The 18,229-nt window shown below is 58.9% G+C and carries 13 protein-coding genes; 8 read left to right on the forward strand and 5 right to left on the reverse strand.

The window, feature by feature from the left end:
* Window positions 1-3: 3 nt before the first annotated feature.
* From gsiB to iaaA, 3 genes are read right to left on the reverse strand one after another with little or no spacing between them, the layout of a single operon-like run.
* Window positions 4-1,542 carry a glutathione ABC transporter substrate-binding protein GsiB gene (gsiB, locus tag ACOTY9_RS09525; protein WP_047026679.1) on the reverse strand — a complete coding sequence of 513 codons (1,539 nt, stop codon included), beginning with the start codon at window positions 1,540-1,542 and terminating at the stop codon, window positions 4-6.
* A gap of 23 nt (window positions 1,543-1,565) precedes the next feature.
* Window positions 1,566-3,437, reverse strand: a complete 1,872-nt coding sequence (gene gsiA, locus ACOTY9_RS09530) for a glutathione ABC transporter ATP-binding protein GsiA (RefSeq protein ID WP_023338180.1) — start codon at window positions 3,435-3,437, stop codon at window positions 1,566-1,568.
* Window positions 3,438-3,448: 11 nt separating this feature from the next.
* The gene (iaaA, locus tag ACOTY9_RS09535; RefSeq protein WP_023336973.1) at window positions 3,449-4,387 is read right to left on the reverse strand and encodes a beta-aspartyl-peptidase; all 939 of its coding nucleotides are present in this window, start codon (window positions 4,385-4,387) and stop codon (window positions 3,449-3,451) included.
* Window positions 4,388-4,575: 188 nt separating this feature from the next.
* Here iaaA and moeA point away from each other — a divergent pair, with 188 nt between their 5' ends.
* Window positions 4,576-5,808: a molybdopterin molybdotransferase MoeA gene (gene moeA, locus ACOTY9_RS09540; protein ID WP_032637117.1), complete on the forward strand. Its 1,233-nt coding sequence runs from the start codon at window positions 4,576-4,578 to the stop codon at window positions 5,806-5,808.
* Window position 5,809: 1 nt separating this feature from the next.
* On the forward strand, window positions 5,810-6,562 hold the full coding sequence (gene moeB / locus ACOTY9_RS09545) for a molybdopterin-synthase adenylyltransferase MoeB (RefSeq protein ID WP_047343480.1): 753 nt from the start codon (window positions 5,810-5,812) through the stop codon (window positions 6,560-6,562).
* An 89-nt stretch (window positions 6,563-6,651) separates the two neighbouring features.
* On the opposite strand, the gene fsa is transcribed toward moeB, so the two are convergent.
* Window positions 6,652-7,314: a fructose-6-phosphate aldolase gene (gene fsa / locus ACOTY9_RS09550; RefSeq protein ID WP_023336970.1), complete on the reverse strand. Its 663-nt coding sequence runs from the start codon at window positions 7,312-7,314 to the stop codon at window positions 6,652-6,654.
* 127 nt (window positions 7,315-7,441) lie between these two features.
* Between fsa and ACOTY9_RS09555 the strand changes: the two genes are divergently transcribed.
* The 4 genes from ACOTY9_RS09555 (at window position 7,442) to ACOTY9_RS09570 (ending at window position 13,167) form a co-directional block, all read left to right on the forward strand.
* Window positions 7,442-8,341: a glycyl-radical enzyme activating protein gene (locus ACOTY9_RS09555; protein WP_241819788.1), complete on the forward strand. Its 900-nt coding sequence runs from the start codon at window positions 7,442-7,444 to the stop codon at window positions 8,339-8,341.
* Between the two features lie 4 nt (window positions 8,342-8,345).
* Complete coding sequence (locus ACOTY9_RS09560; protein WP_179120653.1) at window positions 8,346-10,778, forward strand: formate C-acetyltransferase/glycerol dehydratase family glycyl radical enzyme; 2,433 nt, start codon at window positions 8,346-8,348, stop codon at window positions 10,776-10,778.
* Window positions 10,779-10,945: 167 nt separating this feature from the next.
* Window positions 10,946-11,761: a Cof-type HAD-IIB family hydrolase gene (locus tag ACOTY9_RS09565; protein WP_241819787.1), complete on the forward strand. Its 816-nt coding sequence runs from the start codon at window positions 10,946-10,948 to the stop codon at window positions 11,759-11,761.
* A gap of 149 nt (window positions 11,762-11,910) precedes the next feature.
* Complete coding sequence (locus ACOTY9_RS09570) at window positions 11,911-13,167, forward strand: DUF1479 domain-containing protein (RefSeq protein ID WP_241819786.1); 1,257 nt, start codon at window positions 11,911-11,913, stop codon at window positions 13,165-13,167.
* Here the strand turns inward: ACOTY9_RS09570 and ACOTY9_RS09575 are convergent.
* Entirely contained in the window at window positions 13,164-14,237 is a 1,074-nt protein-coding gene (locus ACOTY9_RS09575; protein ID WP_032637126.1) for a LacI family DNA-binding transcriptional regulator, read from the reverse strand. The two genes, ACOTY9_RS09570 and ACOTY9_RS09575, sit on opposite strands and share 4 nt — an antisense overlap.
* A gap of 288 nt (window positions 14,238-14,525) precedes the next feature.
* Here ACOTY9_RS09575 and ACOTY9_RS09580 point away from each other — a divergent pair, with 288 nt between their 5' ends.
* The gene (locus ACOTY9_RS09580) at window positions 14,526-15,827 is read left to right on the forward strand and encodes an MFS transporter (protein WP_014883122.1); all 1,302 of its coding nucleotides are present in this window, start codon (window positions 14,526-14,528) and stop codon (window positions 15,825-15,827) included.
* Between the two features lie 17 nt (window positions 15,828-15,844).
* On the forward strand, window positions 15,845-18,208 hold the full coding sequence (locus ACOTY9_RS09585) for a TIM-barrel domain-containing protein (protein WP_047343483.1): 2,364 nt from the start codon (window positions 15,845-15,847) through the stop codon (window positions 18,206-18,208).
* Window positions 18,209-18,229: the final 21 nt, after the last annotated feature.

An 18,229-nucleotide genomic window follows, 5' to 3' on the forward strand; every position in this document is an offset into this window, starting at 1 on the left:
GTGTTATTTTAAATCCGCATCGTCAAAGCTAAAGCCCGTATCCGGCATGATGTAGAACCCGGTCAGCGCTTTGTTATGGGCTGAAACCAGTTTCTCCACCACCAGCGGTACCCACGGCGACTCTTTCCAGATAAGGTCCTGGGCGTCTTTGTAGAGGCGCGCTTTCTCTTCCGGTTTAGTGGTTTTCAGGGCATCGGCCAGATCGTTGTCCACCTGCGGATTGCTGTAAAACGCGGTGTTAAACAGGGTTGGCGGCCAGTTTTGCGAAGCAAACAGCGGTGCAAGCGCCCAGTCGGCTTCACCGGTCGACGCCGACCAACCGGTATAGAACATCCGCACGCCGCTCTCTTTCTGCCCTTTCCCCTCGACCTCCGCGGCCCGCTGACCGGCATCCATCGCGGTGACCTGCACCTTGATGCCCACCTGCGCCAGCTGCTGCTGGGTGAACTGCAGCACCTTCTGGGCGGTACTGTGATTATGCGACGACCACAGCGTGGTGCTGAAACCGTTCGGGAAGCCCGCCTCTTTGAGCAGCTCGCGCGCTTTAGCCGGATCGTACGGCCACGGCTGATAGCTTTGCGCATAGGCAATAGCCGGAGGCAGCACGCCGGTCGCCGGGGTGGCATAGCCCGCAAAAGCGACCTTCACCAGCGCCTGACGGTTAATCGCATAGTTGATCGCTTCACGTACCTTTGGGTTATCAAACGGCTTCTGCGTGACGTTCATGCTGATATAGCGCTGCATGATTGACGGACTGGCCACCAGCTCCAGCTTGCTGTTTTTCTGCAGAATGGCGGCCTGCTCATACGGGATGGGGAAAGCAAACTGCGCCTCACCCGTTTGCAGCATCGCTGCGCGGGTATTGTTATCCACCACCGGACGCCAGGTGATGGTGTCCAGCTTCGGCAGCCCTTTCTGCCAGTACCCTGGGAATTTCTTCACCTTCACAAAATCGGTCTGGTTCCAGGTGAGCAGCTCGTACGGGCCGGTACCGACCGGGTGGAAGCCAATCTCCTTGCCGTACTTTTTCAACGCGGCAGGCGAGATCATCGCCGTTGCCGGGTGCGCCAGTATATTGATAAACGCCGAGAACGGCGCTTTCAGCGTGATTTTGACCGTCGTCGGATCCACCGCCTCGGTGCTGGCGATGTTTTTATAAAGGTTATAGCGCTTCAGGCTGTTTTCCGGGTTGCTGGCACGGTCAAGGTTGACCTTTACCGCCTCCGCATTGAAATCGGTACCGTCCTGGAACTTCACGCCGGAACGAAGCTTGATGGTATAGACCAGACCGTCGTCGGAGACGGTATACCCCTGCGCCAGAACATTTTTGAGCTTCATCTCGTTATCCAGGCCGAACAGCCCCTGATAGAACGATTTCGCCACCGCCTGGGAAAGCGTATCGTTGGCGTCATACGGATCCAGCGTGGTGAAGTTGGAGCCGACAGCAACCACCACATCTTTGGCAGCGAACGCGGGGGCAGCGGCCAGGGCTGCCGTCACGCTCGCGGCTAACAACCATCTACGCGCTACAAAAGTAACCATTGTGTTCTCCTGCCTGTTGTAAGTTATAACCGCGAAAACGCATTGTCCTGACGCGGGGGAGCGACGAAATGACCCGGCCCGACTTCGCGCAGCGTCACGCGCTCCACGGCCTCGCCGCGTTTGCGAATATTGCTCGGCATTTCATCCTGCAGCAGCACGCGCTGGCCGTGACGATGCGCGGGGTCAGCAACCGGTACCGCCGCGATAAGCTTGCGAGTGTAAGGATGTTGCGGGTTCTCAAACACTGCCCTTCGCGGACCTATCTCCACGATTTGCCCCATGAACATCACCGCCACGCGATGGCTGATGCGCTCGACCACCGCCATATCGTGCGAGATAAACAGGAAAGCGATGCCCATATCCCGCTGTAAATCGAGCAATAAGTTGATGATTTGCGCCCGGATTGAGACATCCAGCGCCGAAACGGACTCATCCGCAATCACCACCTTCGGGTTCAGCGCCAGCGCACGGGCAATGCAGATACGCTGCCGCTGCCCGCCGGAAAACTCGTGCGGATAACGCCAGGCATGTTCCGGCTTGAGGCCGACGCGCTCCAGCAGCCAGGCCACGCGACGCTGCGCTGCTTCGCCGTCGAGCAGATTATGCACCCGCAGCGGCTCCATAATGGAGTATCCCACCGTATGGCGCGGGTCGAGGGAGGCATACGGATCCTGGAAAATAAACTGAATATCCCGGCGTACCGCCTGTAATTTGTTGTCTGGCAGGGTGTCGATTCGTTCGCCGTTAAAGGTGATTGTCCCTTCCTGCGTCTCCACCAGCCGGAGCAGTGCGCGTCCGGTGGTGGATTTCCCGCAGCCGGACTCCCCCACCAGCGCCAGCGTTTCGCCCGGCCATAAATCGAAACTGACGTTTTCGACCGCGTGGACTTCGCGCTTCAGGCGATTGAAAATCCCGCTGCGCAGCGGAAAACGGGTCACCAGGTCGCGCACTTCAAGAATGGGTTTGCCCGGCACCACGGTATCCTGCTCGCGTTCATCCTCCTGCTGCCCTGTCGCTTCAAGGGAAATCAGCGGAAAACGACGCGGCAGGTCGCTGCCGTTCATCGCGCCAAGACGCGGCACCGCCGCCAGCAGCGCTTTAGTATAAGGATGCACAGGGGCATGAAAAATCTGTTCGACCGTGCCGGTTTCCACCGCATTGCCCTTGTGCATCACCAGCACCCGGTCGGCGATGTCAGCCACCACGCCCATATCGTGGGTGATAAATATTACCCCCATCTCCATCTCTTGCTGCAGCACTTTGATAAGCTGCAGGATCTGCGCCTGAATCGTCACGTCCAGCGCCGTTGTCGGTTCATCCGCAATCAGTACCGCCGGACGGCAGGAGAGCGCCATGGCAATCATCACCCGCTGGCGCATACCGCCGGAAAGCTGATGCGGGTAACGTCCCAGAATGGCCTGCGCCTCGGGAATGCGCACCAGCTCCAGCATCCTTCTGGCTTCGTTGAGCGCCTCATCGCCGCTTAGCCCCTGGTGCAGCCGGATGGACTCGGCAATCTGTTCCCCTACCGGGAAAACCGGGTTAAGCGAAGTCATCGGCTCCTGAAAGATCATCGCAATATCTGCCCCGCGCACGCCCTGCATCTGCGCGCCGCTCAGCTCGTTTAAATCAATGACCTGACGATTACGGCGGCGCAGGAGCATCTTCTCGCTGCTGATTTGCCCGCCCGTCTGTTCCAGCAGACGCATCAGCGCCAGCGCGGTGACCGATTTACCGGAACCGGATTCGCCAACAATCGCCAGCGTCTCGCCGCGTCTGAGCGAGAACGATAAATTTTCTACTGCGGGGATGAACTGCCGCTCTTCCTGAAACGCAATATTCAGCTGATGGACAGCCAGTACTTCGCCGTTGTCCAGCTCTTCACTGTGCGGCACGCGCGGCCCCCTTATTCACGATAGATGCCCGTGCTCGGTTCATCACCGGCGTAACCCCAGGCGCGATACATCCCTTCGCTGTTAAACGGCAGGGCCACATTGCCCTCACGGTCCACGGCAATTAGGCCGCCAACGCCGCCCAGAGCAGGCAATTTTTCCATTACCACACGCTCGCAGGCCTCGCTCAGGCTTAAACCGCCGTAGTCCATCAGAGCGGTGATGTCGTAGGCCGCGAGTGCGCGAATAAAGACTTCGCCGGTGCCCGTACAGGAGACGGCGGCCGTGGCGTTGTTGGCATAGCAGCCAGCGCCCGGCAACGGGCTGTCGCCGACGCGTCCGGGCAGCTTGTTGGTCATGCCGCCCGTGGAGGTCGCCGCCGCGAGGTTACCGGCTTTATCAAGCGCCACCGCGCCAACCGTGCCCATTTTGGTGGTTTCATCCAGCGGCGCAGTATGGTCAAGCTGCGTCATGCCCGCCGAACGGGCTTCCAGCAGCTGTTGAAAACGCGCGTCCGTGGAAAACAGATCGGGAGAGACCGGTTCCATTCCATGACCGAAGGCAAACGCCTCCGCCCCGGAGCCCGTCAGCAGCACGTGTGGGCTCTCTTCCATTACCAGACGCGCTGCCAGCACCGGATTGCGCAGACGACTCACTCCCGCCACGGCGCCTGCCTTAAGGGTGACGCCGTCCATCACGCAAGCATCAAGCTCGTGGGTTTCATCCCGGGTAAAGACTGAACCGATGCCTGCATTAAAGAGCGGACACTCCTCCAGCAGACGCACCGCCTCGGTGACCACATCAAGCGCGCTCTCGCCCGCTTCCAGCATTTTTTGACCTGTTTCAACAATGGCGTACAGCGCGTCAATATAACGCTTTTCCTGCTCAGGACTGAGCTGTGCACGGGTGATTGCCCCTGCGCCACCATGAATTGCGATTACCGCATTAACCATTCACATCACCCGTTAGCCTGATTCGCGGCTTTTTCTATAAATATCATTATCGTCGATGAAACTTCAGATGATTTTTGAATATAGAAAGACGCAACTGTGATGTAAAGCGTACACCCATCGGGTCATACAGTTAGCCGCACTTTTCTGCCATAATGGACGCTTTCGTTGTTACTCCTCAGGAGCCCACCATGGATTTTACCGCCGGACTGATGCCGCTTGAGACGGCACTCACGCAGATGCTTGACCGACTTTCGCCGCTGCAAGACGTCGAAACGCTGCCCCTCGTGCGCTGTTTTGGCCGAATCGCCGCGCGCGATATCGTCTCTCCGCTTAACGTGCCGGGGTTCGATAATTCCGCGATGGACGGTTATGCGGTACGCCTGGCGGACCTCCAGACGGGCAACGCCCTGCCGGTGGCGGGTAAAGCCTTTGCCGGTCAGCCGTTTAGCGGTGAATGGCCTGTGGGCACCTGCGTGCGCATCATGACCGGCGCGCCGGTTCCGCCAGGCTGCGATGCCGTGGTGATGCAGGAAGAAACCGAACAGACGGACGACGGCGTGCGTTTTACCGCCAGCGTCAAAGCGGGCCAGAACATCCGCCGTACCGGCGAGGACATTACCCTTGGCGCAACGGTCTTTGCCGCCGGGCAGAAGCTGACGGTGGCGGAGCTGCCGGTGCTGGCCTCGCTCGGCATCGCGGACATTGACGTTATCCGGAAAGTGCGCGTCGCGGTGTTCTCCACCGGTGACGAGCTGCAGCTTCCGGGCCAGCCGCTGCAGGACGGTCAGATTTACGACACCAACCGGCTGGCAGTCCACCTGATGCTGGAGCAGCTGGGCTGCGAAGTGATTAATCTCGGCATCATTCCTGACGATCCGGAAAAACTGCGCGCGGCATTTATTGAGGCGGATAAATCCGCCGATGTGGTCATCAGCTCCGGCGGCGTCTCCGTGGGGGAAGCGGATTACACCAAAACCCTTCTTGAAGAGCTGGGCGAAATCGCCTTCTGGAAGCTGGCAATCAAACCGGGCAAACCGTTCGCGTTTGGCAAGCTTCCGCACAGCTGGTTCTGCGGTCTGCCGGGTAACCCGGTCTCAGCGGCACTTACCTTTTACCAGCTGGTGATCCCGCTGCTGGCGAAGCTTTCCGGCAACGCCGCCAGCCCGCTGCCGAAACGCCTGCGCGTGCGCGCCGCGACGCGCCTGAAAAAATCGCCGGGTCGGCTAGATTTCCAGCGCGGCATTCTGGCGCATAACGCGCACGGTGAGCTGGAAGTCAGCACGACCGGGCACCAGGGTTCGCACATTTTCAGCTCCTTCAGCCTGGGCAACTGCTTTATCGTGCTGGAGCGCGAGCGCGGCAACGTGGAAGCGGGTGAATGGGTTGAGGTAGAGCGCTTCAACCACCTGTTCGGAGGCTGACATGACGGTGGAACTGAGCGACCAGGAGATGATGCGCTACAACCGCCAGATTGTCCTGCGCGGATTTGATTTCGAAGGACAGGAAGCACTCAAGGCGGCCAGCGTGCTGGTTGTTGGCCTCGGCGGGCTCGGCTGCGCCGCCGCGCAATACCTGGCCGCGGCGGGCGTGGGCAGGATGACGCTGCTGGATTTTGATACCGTATCGGTGTCTAACCTGCAGCGCCAGACGCTGCACAGCGACGCAACCATTGGCGAGCCAAAAGTGGAATCCGCCCGGGCTGCCCTGGCGCGCATCAACCCCAACGTTCAGTTCACCCTGCTTGACGCGATGCTGGATGACGAGGCGTTATTTGCGCAGATTGCGCAGCACGATCTGGTGCTCGACTGCACCGATAACGTCGCCGTTCGTAACCAGCTTAATGCAGGCTGTTTTGCCCACAAAACCCCGCTGGTCTCCGGTGCGGCGATCCGCATGGAGGGGCAGATCAGCGTCTTCACCTATGCGGAGGGGGCCCCCTGCTACCGCTGCCTGAGCCGTCTGTTTGGTGAGAATGCGCTAACCTGCGTTGAGGCGGGCGTGATGGCGCCGCTCGTCGGCGTGATTGGGTCGCTGCAGGCGATGGAAGCGATTAAAGTGCTGGCACATTACGGTACGCCTGCCGCAGGAAAAATCGTGATGTATGACGCGATGACCTGCCAGTTCCGCGAGATGAAGCTGATGCGTAATCCGGGGTGTGAGGTTTGTGGAGGTTAAAGCAAACGGCAACCTTCAGGTTGCCGTTTTAGCGTTTGCTCCCTCTCCCTGTGGGAGAGGGTTGGGGTGAGGGCATCAGGCCGCACCCGTCAGATCGACGTCCGACCAAACGCCCCCTGCCAGTCCTGCTCAAACTTCACAATCGCTGCGTCTACCGCAGGAGAGGTAATAAACTGCTGCGCCACGTCCAGCGGCAGCGTGATGGACTCGCATCCTGCCAGCAGGCAGTCCAGCGCCTGACGTGGGGTTTTAAAGCTCGCGGCCAGCACTTTTGATTGCGGGGCGTGCAGCGTCAGCAGCTGTTGCAGCTCAACCACGGTCTGGATACCGTCCCCGCCCTGCGCGTCCACGCGGTTCACGTATGGCGCGACATACTCTGCTCCTGCCAGCGCAGAGAGCATACCCTGGGCCGCGCCATACACCGCCGTACCCAGCGTCGGAATGCCTTCCGCTTTCAGCATCTTGATGGCTGCCAGCCCTTCGGCAGTTACCGGCACTTTCACCACCAGGTCGTTAATCATCGCGCGCAGCTTACGCGCGTCTTCCACCATACCTTCAGCGGTCGTCGCCATCACCTGCGCGAACAGACGGCCTTTACCGCCCATCGCGTCGTGCAGCGCGGGCAGAAGCTCATCCAGCGGCGTTTTACCTGCCGCCACAATGCTTGGGTTGGTGGTCACGCCCGCCAGCGGAAAGATACGCGCCAGCTTTTTGACTGCCGCAACGTCTGATGTGTCGAGATAAAGTTCCATGATGTCACCCTCAAAATTAGTCTGCACTTAACCTATCACAGGAAAACCTGCTCAGGAGTTGACCTGCATCAAGATAACTTTCATTCGAAAGTCATTTAATCTTCGTATGCAACTTGAGGGTAAAAACATGATCTTCAATATTCAGCGTTACTCCACCCACGATGGCCCCGGTATTCGTACCGTGGTGTTCCTGAAAGGCTGCTCGCTGGGCTGTCGCTGGTGCCAGAACCCGGAAAGCCGTTCCCGTAGCCGGGACGTGCTGTTTGATGCGCGCCTGTGCCTTGACGGCTGCGACCTGTGTCAGCAGGCGGCGCCGGGCTGTATCGAACGCGCGCTGAATGGTCTCGTCATCCACCGTGAAAAATTGCGTGAAGAGACGCTCAACGCCCTCACTGACTGCTGCCCGACGCAGGCGCTGACCGTATGCGGTGAAGAACAGCAGGTGGGCGAGATCATGGCGACCGTGCTGCGCGATAAGCCCTTTTACGACCGCAGCGGCGGCGGTATTACGCTTTCCGGCGGCGAGCCGTTTATGAACCCGGAGCTGGCGCACGCGCTGTTTAAAGCCAGCCACGAACAGGGGATCCACACCGCCGTTGAAACCTGTCTTCACGTGCCGTGGCAATATATCGAGCCTTCATTACCGTACGTCGATCTGTTCCTCGCCGACCTGAAACACGTCGATCCTGAGGTGTTCAAACAGTGGACGGACGGCTCGGCCAAACGGATCCTCGATAACCTGAAGCGCCTTGCCGCTGCCGGGAAAAAAATCACCATTCGCGTACCGCTGATTCAGGGGTTCAATGCCGATGAAGCGTCCGTAACCGCCATTACCAACTTCGCCGCCGATGAACTTGGCGTCGATGATATTCATTTCCTGCCGTATCACACGCTGGGCATGAACAAATACACCCTGCTTGGCCAACCCTACTCTGCCCCTGACAAACCGCTGGATAACCCTGCCCTGCTAGACTTCGCGCAGCAGTACGCCTGCCAGAAAGGGTTAACCGCGACCTTACGAGGATAAACCTATGACGACGTTAAATCTCAACACCCTCAGCGAGCGCATCAAGGCGCACAAAACCGCGCTGGTCCATATCGTTAAGCCGCCGGTCTGTACCGAGCGCGCGCAGCATTACACCGAAATGTACCAGCAGCACATGGACAAGCCGATCCCGGTGCGTCGCGCCCTGGCGCTGGCACATCATCTGGCTGAGCGTACCATCTGGATCAAACACGACGAGCTGATTATCGGTAACCAGGCAAGCGAAGTTCGCGCCGCACCGATCTTCCCGGAATACACCGTCTCCTGGATTGAAAAAGAGATCGACGATCTGGCGGACCGTCCGGGCGCGGGCTTTGCGGTGAGCGAAGAGAACAAGCGCGTCCTGCATGCGATCTGCCCGTGGTGGCGCGGCCAGACGGTGCAGGATCGCTGCTACGGCATGTTCACCGACGAGCAAAAAGGCCTGCTGGAAACCGGTATTATCAAAGCCGAAGGCAACATGACCTCCGGCGACGCGCACCTGGCGGTGAACTTCCCGCTGGTGCTGGAGAAAGGTCTCGACGGCCTGCGCGCTAAAGTCGCCGAGCGCCGCTCGCGTATCAACCTGACGGTGCTGGACGATCTGCACGGCGACCAGTTCCTGAAAGCGATCGATATCGTGCTGGACGCGGTGAGCCTGCACATCAAACGTTTTGCCGCTCTGGCACGCGAAATGGCGGCCACGGAAACCCGCGAAAGCCGCCGCGACGAGCTGCTGGCGATGGCGGAAAACTGCGACGTGATTGCCCACGAGCCGCCAAAAACCTTCTGGCAGGCGCTGCAGCTGTGCTATTTCATTCAGCTGATACTGCAGATTGAGTCTAACGGTCACTCCGTGTCGTTCGCCCGTATGGACCAGTATCTCTATCCGTTCTACCGCCGCGACGTGGAGCTGAACCAGAGTCTCGACCGCGAACACGCCATTGAGCTGCTGCACAGCTGCTGGCTGAAGCTGCTGGAAGTGAACAAGATCCGCTCCGGCTCGCACTCTAAGGCCTCTGCCGGTAGCCCGCTGTACCAGAACGTCACCATCGGCGGCCAGAAGCTGGTCAACGGTGAGCCAATGGACGCGGTCAACCCGCTCTCCTACGCGATTCTGGAATCCTGCGGTCGCCTGCGCTCCACTCAGCCGAACCTGAGCGTGCGTTACCACGCAGGCATGAGCAACGACTTCCTTGACGCCTGCGTACAGGTGATCCGCTGCGGCTTCGGGATGCCAGCGTTCAACAACGATGAAATCGTTATCCCGGAATTTATCAAGCTCGGCGTTGAACATGATGACGCCTATGACTACGCGGCCATCGGCTGTATCGAAACCGCCGTGGGCGGCAAGTGGGGCTATCGCTGCACCGGCATGAGCTTTATCAACTTTGCCCGCGTGATGCTCGCCGCGCTGGAAGGCGGCCGCGACGCCACCAGCGGTAAGGTATTCCTGCCGCAGGAAAAAGCGCTCTCTGCCGGTAACTTCGATAACTTCGAGGAGGTGATGGCGGCGTGGGATATGCAGATTCGCTACTACACCCGCAAATCCATCGAAATTGAGTACGTGGTGGACACCATGCTGGAAGAGAACGTGCACGATATTCTCTGCTCGGCGCTGGTGGACGACTGCATCGAACGCGCGAAAAGCATCAAGCAGGGCGGCGCGAAGTATGACTGGGTTTCCGGCCTGCAGGTGGGTATCGCCAACCTCGGCAACAGTCTGGCGGCGGTGAAGAAGCTGGTGTTTGAACAGGGCGTCATCGGTCAACAGCAGCTGGCGGCAGCGCTGGCGGATGATTTCGACGGGCTGACCCACGAGCAGCTGCGTCAGCGTCTGATTAACGGCGCACCGAAGTACGGTAACGACGACGACAGCGTGGATATGCTGCTGACGCGTGCTTACCAGACCTACATTGAAGAGCTGAAGCAGTACCACAACCCGCGCTATGGTCGTGGTCCGATTGGCGGTAACTACTACGCGGGCACCTCCTCCATCTCCGCAAACGTGCCGTTTGGCGCGGCAACGATGGCGACTCCGGACGGACGTAAGGCGCATACCCCGCTGGCGGAAGGGGCAAGCCCGGCGTCCGGTACCGACCACCTCGGCCCGACGGCGGTCATCGGCTCCGTGGGTAAACTCCCTACCGAGGCGATTCTGGGCGGCGTGCTGCTGAACCAGAAGCTGAACCCGTCGACGCTGGAAAACGACAGCGATCGCCAGAAGCTGATGGTGCTGCTGCGCACTTTCTTCGAGGTGCATAAAGGCTGGCATATTCAGTACAACATCGTCTCGCGCGAAACGCTGCTGGAAGCGAAGAAACACCCTGACCAGTACCGCGATTTAGTGGTACGCGTAGCGGGCTACTCGGCGTTCTTCACCGCCCTGTCGCCGGATGCACAGGACGATATTATTGCGCGTACCGAGCATACGTTGTAAAAAAACGCCCGGTGGCGCTGCGCTTACCGGGCCTACATTGTCTCCCCCGTAGGCCGGGTAAGGCGAAGCCGCCACCCGGCTTTCTGACTTTCATTCGAAATTAAATTTGTGCTCCCCGTCACCTTGTTATTAGAATGTTTCAAAACGCAGTGACCCAGGAGCACAGTATGACCGTAAAAGTTATCGTCACCGATATGGACGGAACTTTCCTTGATGATGCCAAGCAGTACGATCGTGACCGCTTCCAGGCACAGTTTGAGCAGCTTAACGCCCGCGGCATTGAATTCGTTGTCGCCAGCGGCAATCAGTATTATCAGCTCATCTCCTTCTTCCCTGAGCTAAAAGATCGAATCTCCTTCGTGGCGGAAAACGGCGCGCTGGTGTTCGATCACGGGGAACACGTTTTCCACGGCGAACTGACTCGCCATGAGTCGCAGATCGTCATTGGTGAACTGCTGAAAGATAACGCGCTGAACTTCGTGGCCTGCGGACTGGAGAGCGCTTACGTCAGCGATAAAGCCCCGGACGAATTTGTGGCGCTGATGTCTAAGCACTACCATCGCTTAACGCGCGTCAGCGATTATCACGAGATTGACGATGTGCTGTTCAAGTTCTCACTGAACCTGCCCGACAGCGATATCCCGAACCTGATCGACGCGCTGCATGTTTCTCTCGACGGCATTATGAAACCGGTCACCAGCGGCTTTGGGTTTGTGGACTTGATCATTCCTGGCCTGCATAAAGCCAACGGCATCAGCCGCCTGCTGAAGCGCTGGGAGCTCTCCCCGCAGCAGTGCGTGGCCATTGGCGACAGCGGCAATGACGCGGAGATGCTGAAGCTGGTGAAATACTCATTTGCAATGAACAACGCGGCAGAAAGCATCAAACAGATCGCCCGCTACAGCACCGACGACAACAACCATCAGGGCGCGCTGAACGTCATTCAGGCCGTGCTCGATCACCATTCCCCGTTCGACGCCTAATCTCTCTCCCGCCGGAGCCGCGCTCCGGCCTCTCACTCTTTTTCCGACCTGTGGCTTGCGTCAAGTTTTTAAACTTGCATTAACTTATTTTTAACTTAAAGTATCACTTGTAGATATTTTTACTTTCGAATGAAAGATGCGAGGCAGTTATGACCTTTACCAGTGAAACTTTGCCAGCGGACCACAAAGCGGCAATTCGTCAGATGAAGCGCGAGCTACGCGCCCAGATCGGTGATGTTCAGGCGGTGTTCGACAAGCTCAGCGACAACATTGCCACCCGCGTGGCAGAGATCAACGCCCTCAAGAATAAAGGCCAACCCGTCTGGCCGACGATCCCGTTCGCGGATGTGAAAAACGGCACAATCACCGCTGAACAGCGCGAGGCGGTTAAGCGTCGGGGCTGCGCGGTGATCAAAGGTCATTTTCCGCGCGAACAGGCGCTGGCGTGGGATCAGTCGATGCTCGACTATCTCGATCTCAATAAGTTTGACGAGGTGTATAAAGGGCCGGGCGATAACTTCTTCGGCACCTTAACCGCCTCTCGTCCGGAGATTTACCCGATCTACTGGTCGCAGGCGCAAATGCAGGCGCGTCAGAGCGAAGAGATGGCGCAGGTGCAGTCGTTCCTGAACCGTTTATGGACATTCGAGAGCAACGGCAAGCAGTGGTTCGACCCGGATGTCAGCGTGATTTATCCGGATCGTATTCGCCGCCGCCCACCGGGCACCACCTCTAAAGGGCTGGGCGCGCACACCGATTCCGGCGCGCTGGAGCGCTGGCTGCTGCCTGCCTATCAGCAGGTGTTTGCCCGCGTGTTTGACGGCAATATTGATAAGTACGATTCGTGGAACGCCGCGCACCGCACCGAAGTGGAAGAGTACACCGTGGATAACACCACCAAGTGTTCGGTGTTCCGTACTTTCCAGGGCTGGACGGCGCTGTCGGACATGATCCCGGGCCAGGGACTGCTGCACGTGGTGCCCATCCCGGAAGCGATGGCGTACATTCTGCTGCGTCCGCTGCTGGACGACGTGCCGGAAGATGAACTCTGCGGCGTCGCGCCGGGCCGCGTGCTGCCGATTTCGGAAAAATGGCACCCGCTGCTCATCGAAGCATTAACCAGCATACCGGCGCTGGACGCAGGGGACTCCGTGTGGTGGCACTGCGATGTGATCCACTCCGTCGCTCCGGTGGAAAATCAGCAGGGCTGGGGCAACGTGATGTACATCCCTGCCGCGCCGATGTGCGAGAAGAACCTCGCCTACGCGAAAAAGGTGAAGGAAGCGCTGGAAACCGGTGCGTCACCGGGAGATTTCCCGCGTGAAGATTATGAAAAAAGCTGGCAGGACCGCTTTACCGTGAACGATCTCAACATCCACGGCAAGCGCGCGCTGGGTATGGTTTAACTGTCGTACAGCCCTTCCCGCTCAACGGCGGTGCGTCGTTTCCCCTGACGTATCCGCCGTACCGATTCCCGCACGGTCAGCGTGCCGTTCAGCAGCAAGGTTCCCACCGGCGCGTCAGGGCGCATCAGCCGCTGCTGGAGCATATGCACCGCTTCCGTTCCCAGTTCATCACGCGGGACATGCACTGCCGTCAGGGGCACATCCTGAATCGCCGCCAGATTAAAGCCGTCGATGCTCATGACGGAAACGTCCTGCGGTACCCGCAATCCCTGTTTCTGCAAAGCGCTGATGGTGCCCGCCGCCATAAAGTCGCCGCCGACCAAAAACGCGGTGGGCAGATCTTTTCCCTTCTGCTGGTTAAGCCACTCGCTAACCAGCTGTTCCGTTTCGCGCGCGCTAAAGCTCGGCACCACCAGCAGATCGCGCTTGTCGCTGAACGTCAGGTTATGGGCGTGCCACGCGTCGCGGATCCCTGCCAGGCGCAGCTCCATGGTGTAACGGCGCAGGCACAGCACGTTCATCACGTCGCGGTGTCCCATTTCGAACAGGTATTCCGCCGCCCGCTCGCCAATGGCGCGATGGTCCGGCGCTACGGCAGGCAGACGCATGTGGCGGTCACGGCAGTTAATCAGCATGCAGGGTTTCCCCACGTCCACCGCCAGATCGTGGATATGCGGATCGTCAATACCGAGCAGAATGGCTGCCTGGGTATCCGGCTCGTTCATGCGTGCCAGAAAAAGCTGCGCGTCGCTGTCGTTCTCCTCCAGCGCACAGTAGCGTAGCCGAACCTCGTGCGAAGCCAGCCCTTTGCTGATGCTCTGGATCACGCGGTAGTAAAAGATGTCGGACCGCTCGTCAAAGGCTCGCTGGGGAGCAAAAACCACCAGGCTGTTAAGCAGCAGACGCCCCGCCGCCATGCCATCCATCACCCCCAGCTCCCGTGCGCACGCCAGCACCTTTGCACGCGCTTTTTCGCTGGTGTTCGCTTTGCCCGCCAGCACGCGGGAAACGGTACTGATAGAGAGTTGCGTACGGGCCGCGATTTCGGTGATTTTTAGCCTTTTGTCCATTTTGTGATCTGGCTCCATTTGCGAAATGAAAAAATTTTCATAGCGTATCCGTCAGGTAATAAAGGGCATAACGGCCATCATGCCAGAGGGTTTGCGCCCGTTATGAGAAACTTTGCACAAAATCCACTATTGCCCACTCATTTTCTCCCTTAAGGTGAACTTGTCACACAACTTCCATACTAGTTGTATAGCAACTTAAGCATTCTAAACGGATAGAAATCAAAGGCATAACAATCTGTGTGACACCTGAACCTCCGTCCCCTTAGCGTCCGTCTTATGGAGAGTAAAATGAGTCAGGACATCAATAACACCGTTGCGACAAGCAAAACTCGTCGCGTCATCAAGAACCTGCGCTGGTACGTGCTGGTGCTGTTTTTACTGGGCGTCACCGTTAACTACATCACCCGAAACTCATTGGGGATCCTCGCGCCGGAACTGAAAGAGAGCCTCGGGATCACCACCGAGCAATACTCCTGGATCGTCGGCGCATTCCAGATCGCCTACACCATTTTCCAGCCCCTGTGCGGCTGGTTGATTGACGTCATCGGCCTGAAGATTGGCTTTATGGTCTGCGCCGGGATCTGGGCGCTGATGTGTATCTTCCACGCGGGGGCCGGAAGCTGGCTGCACCTGGCTATCCTGCGCTTCTTTATGGGGGCGTCTGAGGCCGCCGCAACCCCGGCGAACGCCAAAACCATCGGTGAATGGTTCCCGAAATCGGAACGTCCTGTTGCCGCCGGTTGGGCGGGCGTGGGCTTCTCCATCGGTGCGATGCTGGCCCCGCCTATTATCTACTTTGCTCACGCGTCGTTTGGCTGGCAGGGTGCGTTTATGTTTACCGGCGTGCTGGCGCTGCTGTGGGTGATCCTCTGGTGGGCGTTCTACCACAACCCGGAGCAGCACCCGAACCTGAGCAAGGATGAGCTGGCATTTATCAAGCAGGATAACGAACCGCCTGCGGTCAAACTGCCGTTCCTGACCGCGCTGAAAACCGTCTCGAAAAACAAACGTTTCTACGGTATCGCCATCCCGGCCTTTATGGCGGAACCGGCCTGGGCGGTGTTGAGCTTCTGGGTGCCGCTGTATCTCGCCAAAGAACACGGCATGGACCTGAAGCAGATTGCGATGTTCGCCTGGCTTCCGTTCCTCGCCGCTGACCTCGGCAGCGTGGCAAGTGGCTACCTGACGCGATTGTACACCCGCCTGTTCGGCTGCTCCCGCGTTAACTCGGTCGTCGCCAGCTCCGTCACCGGCGCGTTTCTGATGATTTCTCTGGGCATTGTCGCCATTACCCGCGACCCGTATATCACCATCGTGCTGATCTCCATCGGCGGCTTTGGGCACCAGATTATCTCCTGCATGCTCAGCGCCCTGGTCGTGGAGTCGTTTGATAAGGGCCAGATGGCGACCGTCAACGGCATGCGCGGCTCGGCGGCGTGGATCGCCAGCTTCCTGTTCTCGCTGTTAATCGGTGTGACCGCCGACAAAATCGGCTTTAACCCGCTCTTTATTGCCATGGGCTTCTTTGACCTGATTGGCGCTGTCTTCCTGGTAGCATTTATTGCTGAACGTCGCGCCAAGCGCGCCTGATAGTGGATGTATTGCATATGAAAACCCTGAAAAACTGGACCGTTGATACGCAGTCGGCAAACCATCTGGAACTGCTGGTGGATAACCAGCACCGCCTGTGCCTGTATGTGCTGGAAGAGAACCTGTTCCGCGTGCTGATCAAACGCAAAGGTGAACTGGCGCTGGACCGCACCTGGAGCATCGCCCCGGCGCAAGACGTGCCGTGGGAAGGTCGCCGTCGTGACGATGTCAGTGGCTTTACCTGCCCGGCCTGGACGCTGACGCGGCAGGAAAATACCGTGACGGTGGCGACGGAGCAGCTTCGGGTGACCGTCCACCAGCCCCTGTGGCTGGAGTGGCACTACCGCAATGACGCGGGCGAGTGGCAGCCGCTGGTCAATGACCGTCCGACCAGTGCGTACCTGCTGAACGCCCACGGTGACGGCGTGGCGCACTATCTGAGCCGTCGCAAGGACGAACGTTTCTACGGGCTGGGCGAGAAAGCGGGCGATCTACAGCGCAACGGTAAACGCTACGAGATGCGCAACCTGGATGCGATGGGCTACAACGCCGCCAGCACCGACCCGCTGTACAAGCACATTCCATTCACCCTTACCCGTCGCGACGACGTGAGCTACGGCCTGTTCTACGATAACCTGAGCAGCTGCTGGCTGGATCTGGGCAACGAGATCGACAACTACCACACCGCCTATCGGCGCTGGCAGGCGGAAGCGGGCGATATCGATTACTACATCTTTACCGGCAAGCGCGTACTGGACGTCACCAAAGCCTTCGTGCGCCTGACCGGGAAAACGCTGTTCGGACCGAAATGGAGCCTGGGCTACAGCGGCTCGACCATGCACTATACCGACGCGCCGGACGCGCAAAACCAGCTGATGAACTTTATCCGCCTGTGTGAAGAACACGCGATTCCATGCGACTCGTTCCAGCTCTCCTCCGGCTATACCTCCATTAACGGCAAGCGCTACGTCTTTAACTGGAACCATGACAAAGTGCCGCAGCCGAAGGTAATGAGCCAGGCGTTCCACGATGCCGGGTTAAAGCTGGCCGCCAACATCAAGCCTTGTCTGCTGCAGGATCATCCCCGCTATAACGAAGTGGCGGAACGTGGCCTGTTCATTCGCGACTCAGAAACTGATGCACCTGAACGTTCCAGCTTCTGGGATGACGAAGGCTCGCATCTCGATTTCACTAACCCGCAGACGGTACAGTGGTGGCAGAACGGCGTGACCACGCAGCTGCTGGAGATGGGGATAGACTCGACCTGGAACGACAACAACGAATACGAAGTATGGGACGGGGAAGCACGCTGTTTTGGCTTCGGCAAAGAGATTGCCATCAAACACATTCGCCCGGTGATGCCGCTGCTGATGATGCGCGCCTCGCTGGAAGCGCAGCAGCGTTTCGCGCCGGAAAAACGTCCGTATCTCATTTCCCGCTCCGGCTGCGCCGGGATGCAGCGCTACGTCCAGACCTGGAGCGGCGATAACCGCACTCACTGGGATACCCTGCGCTATAACATCCGCATGGGGCTGGGCATGAGCCTCTCCGGGCTGTTCAACGTCGGCCACGACGTCGGCGGTTTCTCCGGCGACAAGCCAGACGCCGAACTGTTCGTGCGCTGGGTGCAAAACGGCGTGATGCATCCGCGCTTTACCATTCACTCGTGGAACGATGACCACACGGTCAACGAGCCGTGGATGTACCCGGGCGTCACCCCCGCTATTCGCGGTGCGATTGAGCTGCGCTACCGTCTTCTGCCCTATCTCTACACCCTGCTCTGGCAGGCGCACGCCGACGACGAACCGATGCTGCGCCCGACCTTCCTCGACCACGAGCACGACGCGCGGACCTTCGAAGAGTGCGATGACTTCCTGCTGGGTCGCGACCTCCTTGTCGCCAGCGTCGTCGAGGCCGGGCAGCGTAAACGCCACGTCTGGCTGCCGGATAACGAAACCGGCTGGTACGATTTCTACACTCACGAATGGTTCGCTGGCGGGCAAGCGATCGTCCTCGACGCGCCGCTGGAGAAACTGCCGCTGCTGGTGCGCGCCGGTGCCGGTCTGCCGCTCAGCGAGCGCATCCGTCACGTGAGCGCCGAAAAAGACGATACCCGCGAGCTGAAGCTGTTCCCGGTGAAAGGCGTCGGCACCACGTCCGGCCTGCTGTTTGAAGATGACGGCGAGTCCTGGGGCTACCAGAACGGCAATGCGCTGTGGGTGGCATGGGAAATGGTGTGCGACGGGGCAACCGTCAACCTGAACATCAGTGCACGCGGTGATTATCGTCCGGCGTGGAACGCGCTGAAGGTGTCGTTACCGGCGGGGGAAAAACGTAAGCTGCTGGTGAATGGTGAAGAAAGGTGTGATTGGGTGGTGTAGTGCGGCCTGATGCCCTCACCC

This window comes from Enterobacter cloacae complex sp. SHL012, assembly GCF_049237505.1.
GTDB lineage: Bacteria > Pseudomonadota > Gammaproteobacteria > Enterobacterales > Enterobacteriaceae > Enterobacter > Enterobacter kobei.

Bases quoted from the DNA above. Each gene is read 5' to 3' on its own strand.
- gsiB (WP_047026679.1), bottom strand. From the start codon at position 1,542: ATGGTTACTTTTGTAGCGCGTAGATGGTTGTTAGCCGCGAGCGTGACG.
- iaaA (WP_023336973.1), bottom strand. From the start codon at position 4,387: ATGGTTAATGCGGTAATCGCAATTCATGGTGGCGCAGGGGCAATCACC.
- moeA (WP_032637117.1), top strand. From the start codon at position 4,576: ATGGATTTTACCGCCGGACTGATGCCGCTTGAGACGGCACTCACGCAG.
- moeB (WP_047343480.1), top strand. From the start codon at position 5,810: ATGACGGTGGAACTGAGCGACCAGGAGATGATGCGCTACAACCGCCAG.
- fsa (WP_023336970.1), bottom strand. From the start codon at position 7,314: ATGGAACTTTATCTCGACACATCAGACGTTGCGGCAGTCAAAAAGCTG.
- ACOTY9_RS09555 (WP_241819788.1), top strand. From the start codon at position 7,442: ATGATCTTCAATATTCAGCGTTACTCCACCCACGATGGCCCCGGTATT.
- ACOTY9_RS09560 (WP_179120653.1), top strand. From the start codon at position 8,346: ATGACGACGTTAAATCTCAACACCCTCAGCGAGCGCATCAAGGCGCAC.
- ACOTY9_RS09565 (WP_241819787.1), top strand. From the start codon at position 10,946: ATGACCGTAAAAGTTATCGTCACCGATATGGACGGAACTTTCCTTGAT.
- ACOTY9_RS09570 (WP_241819786.1), top strand. From the start codon at position 11,911: ATGACCTTTACCAGTGAAACTTTGCCAGCGGACCACAAAGCGGCAATT.
- ACOTY9_RS09575 (WP_032637126.1), bottom strand. From the start codon at position 14,237: ATGGACAAAAGGCTAAAAATCACCGAAATCGCGGCCCGTACGCAACTC.
- ACOTY9_RS09580 (WP_014883122.1), top strand. From the start codon at position 14,526: ATGAGTCAGGACATCAATAACACCGTTGCGACAAGCAAAACTCGTCGC.
- ACOTY9_RS09585 (WP_047343483.1), top strand. From the start codon at position 15,845: ATGAAAACCCTGAAAAACTGGACCGTTGATACGCAGTCGGCAAACCAT.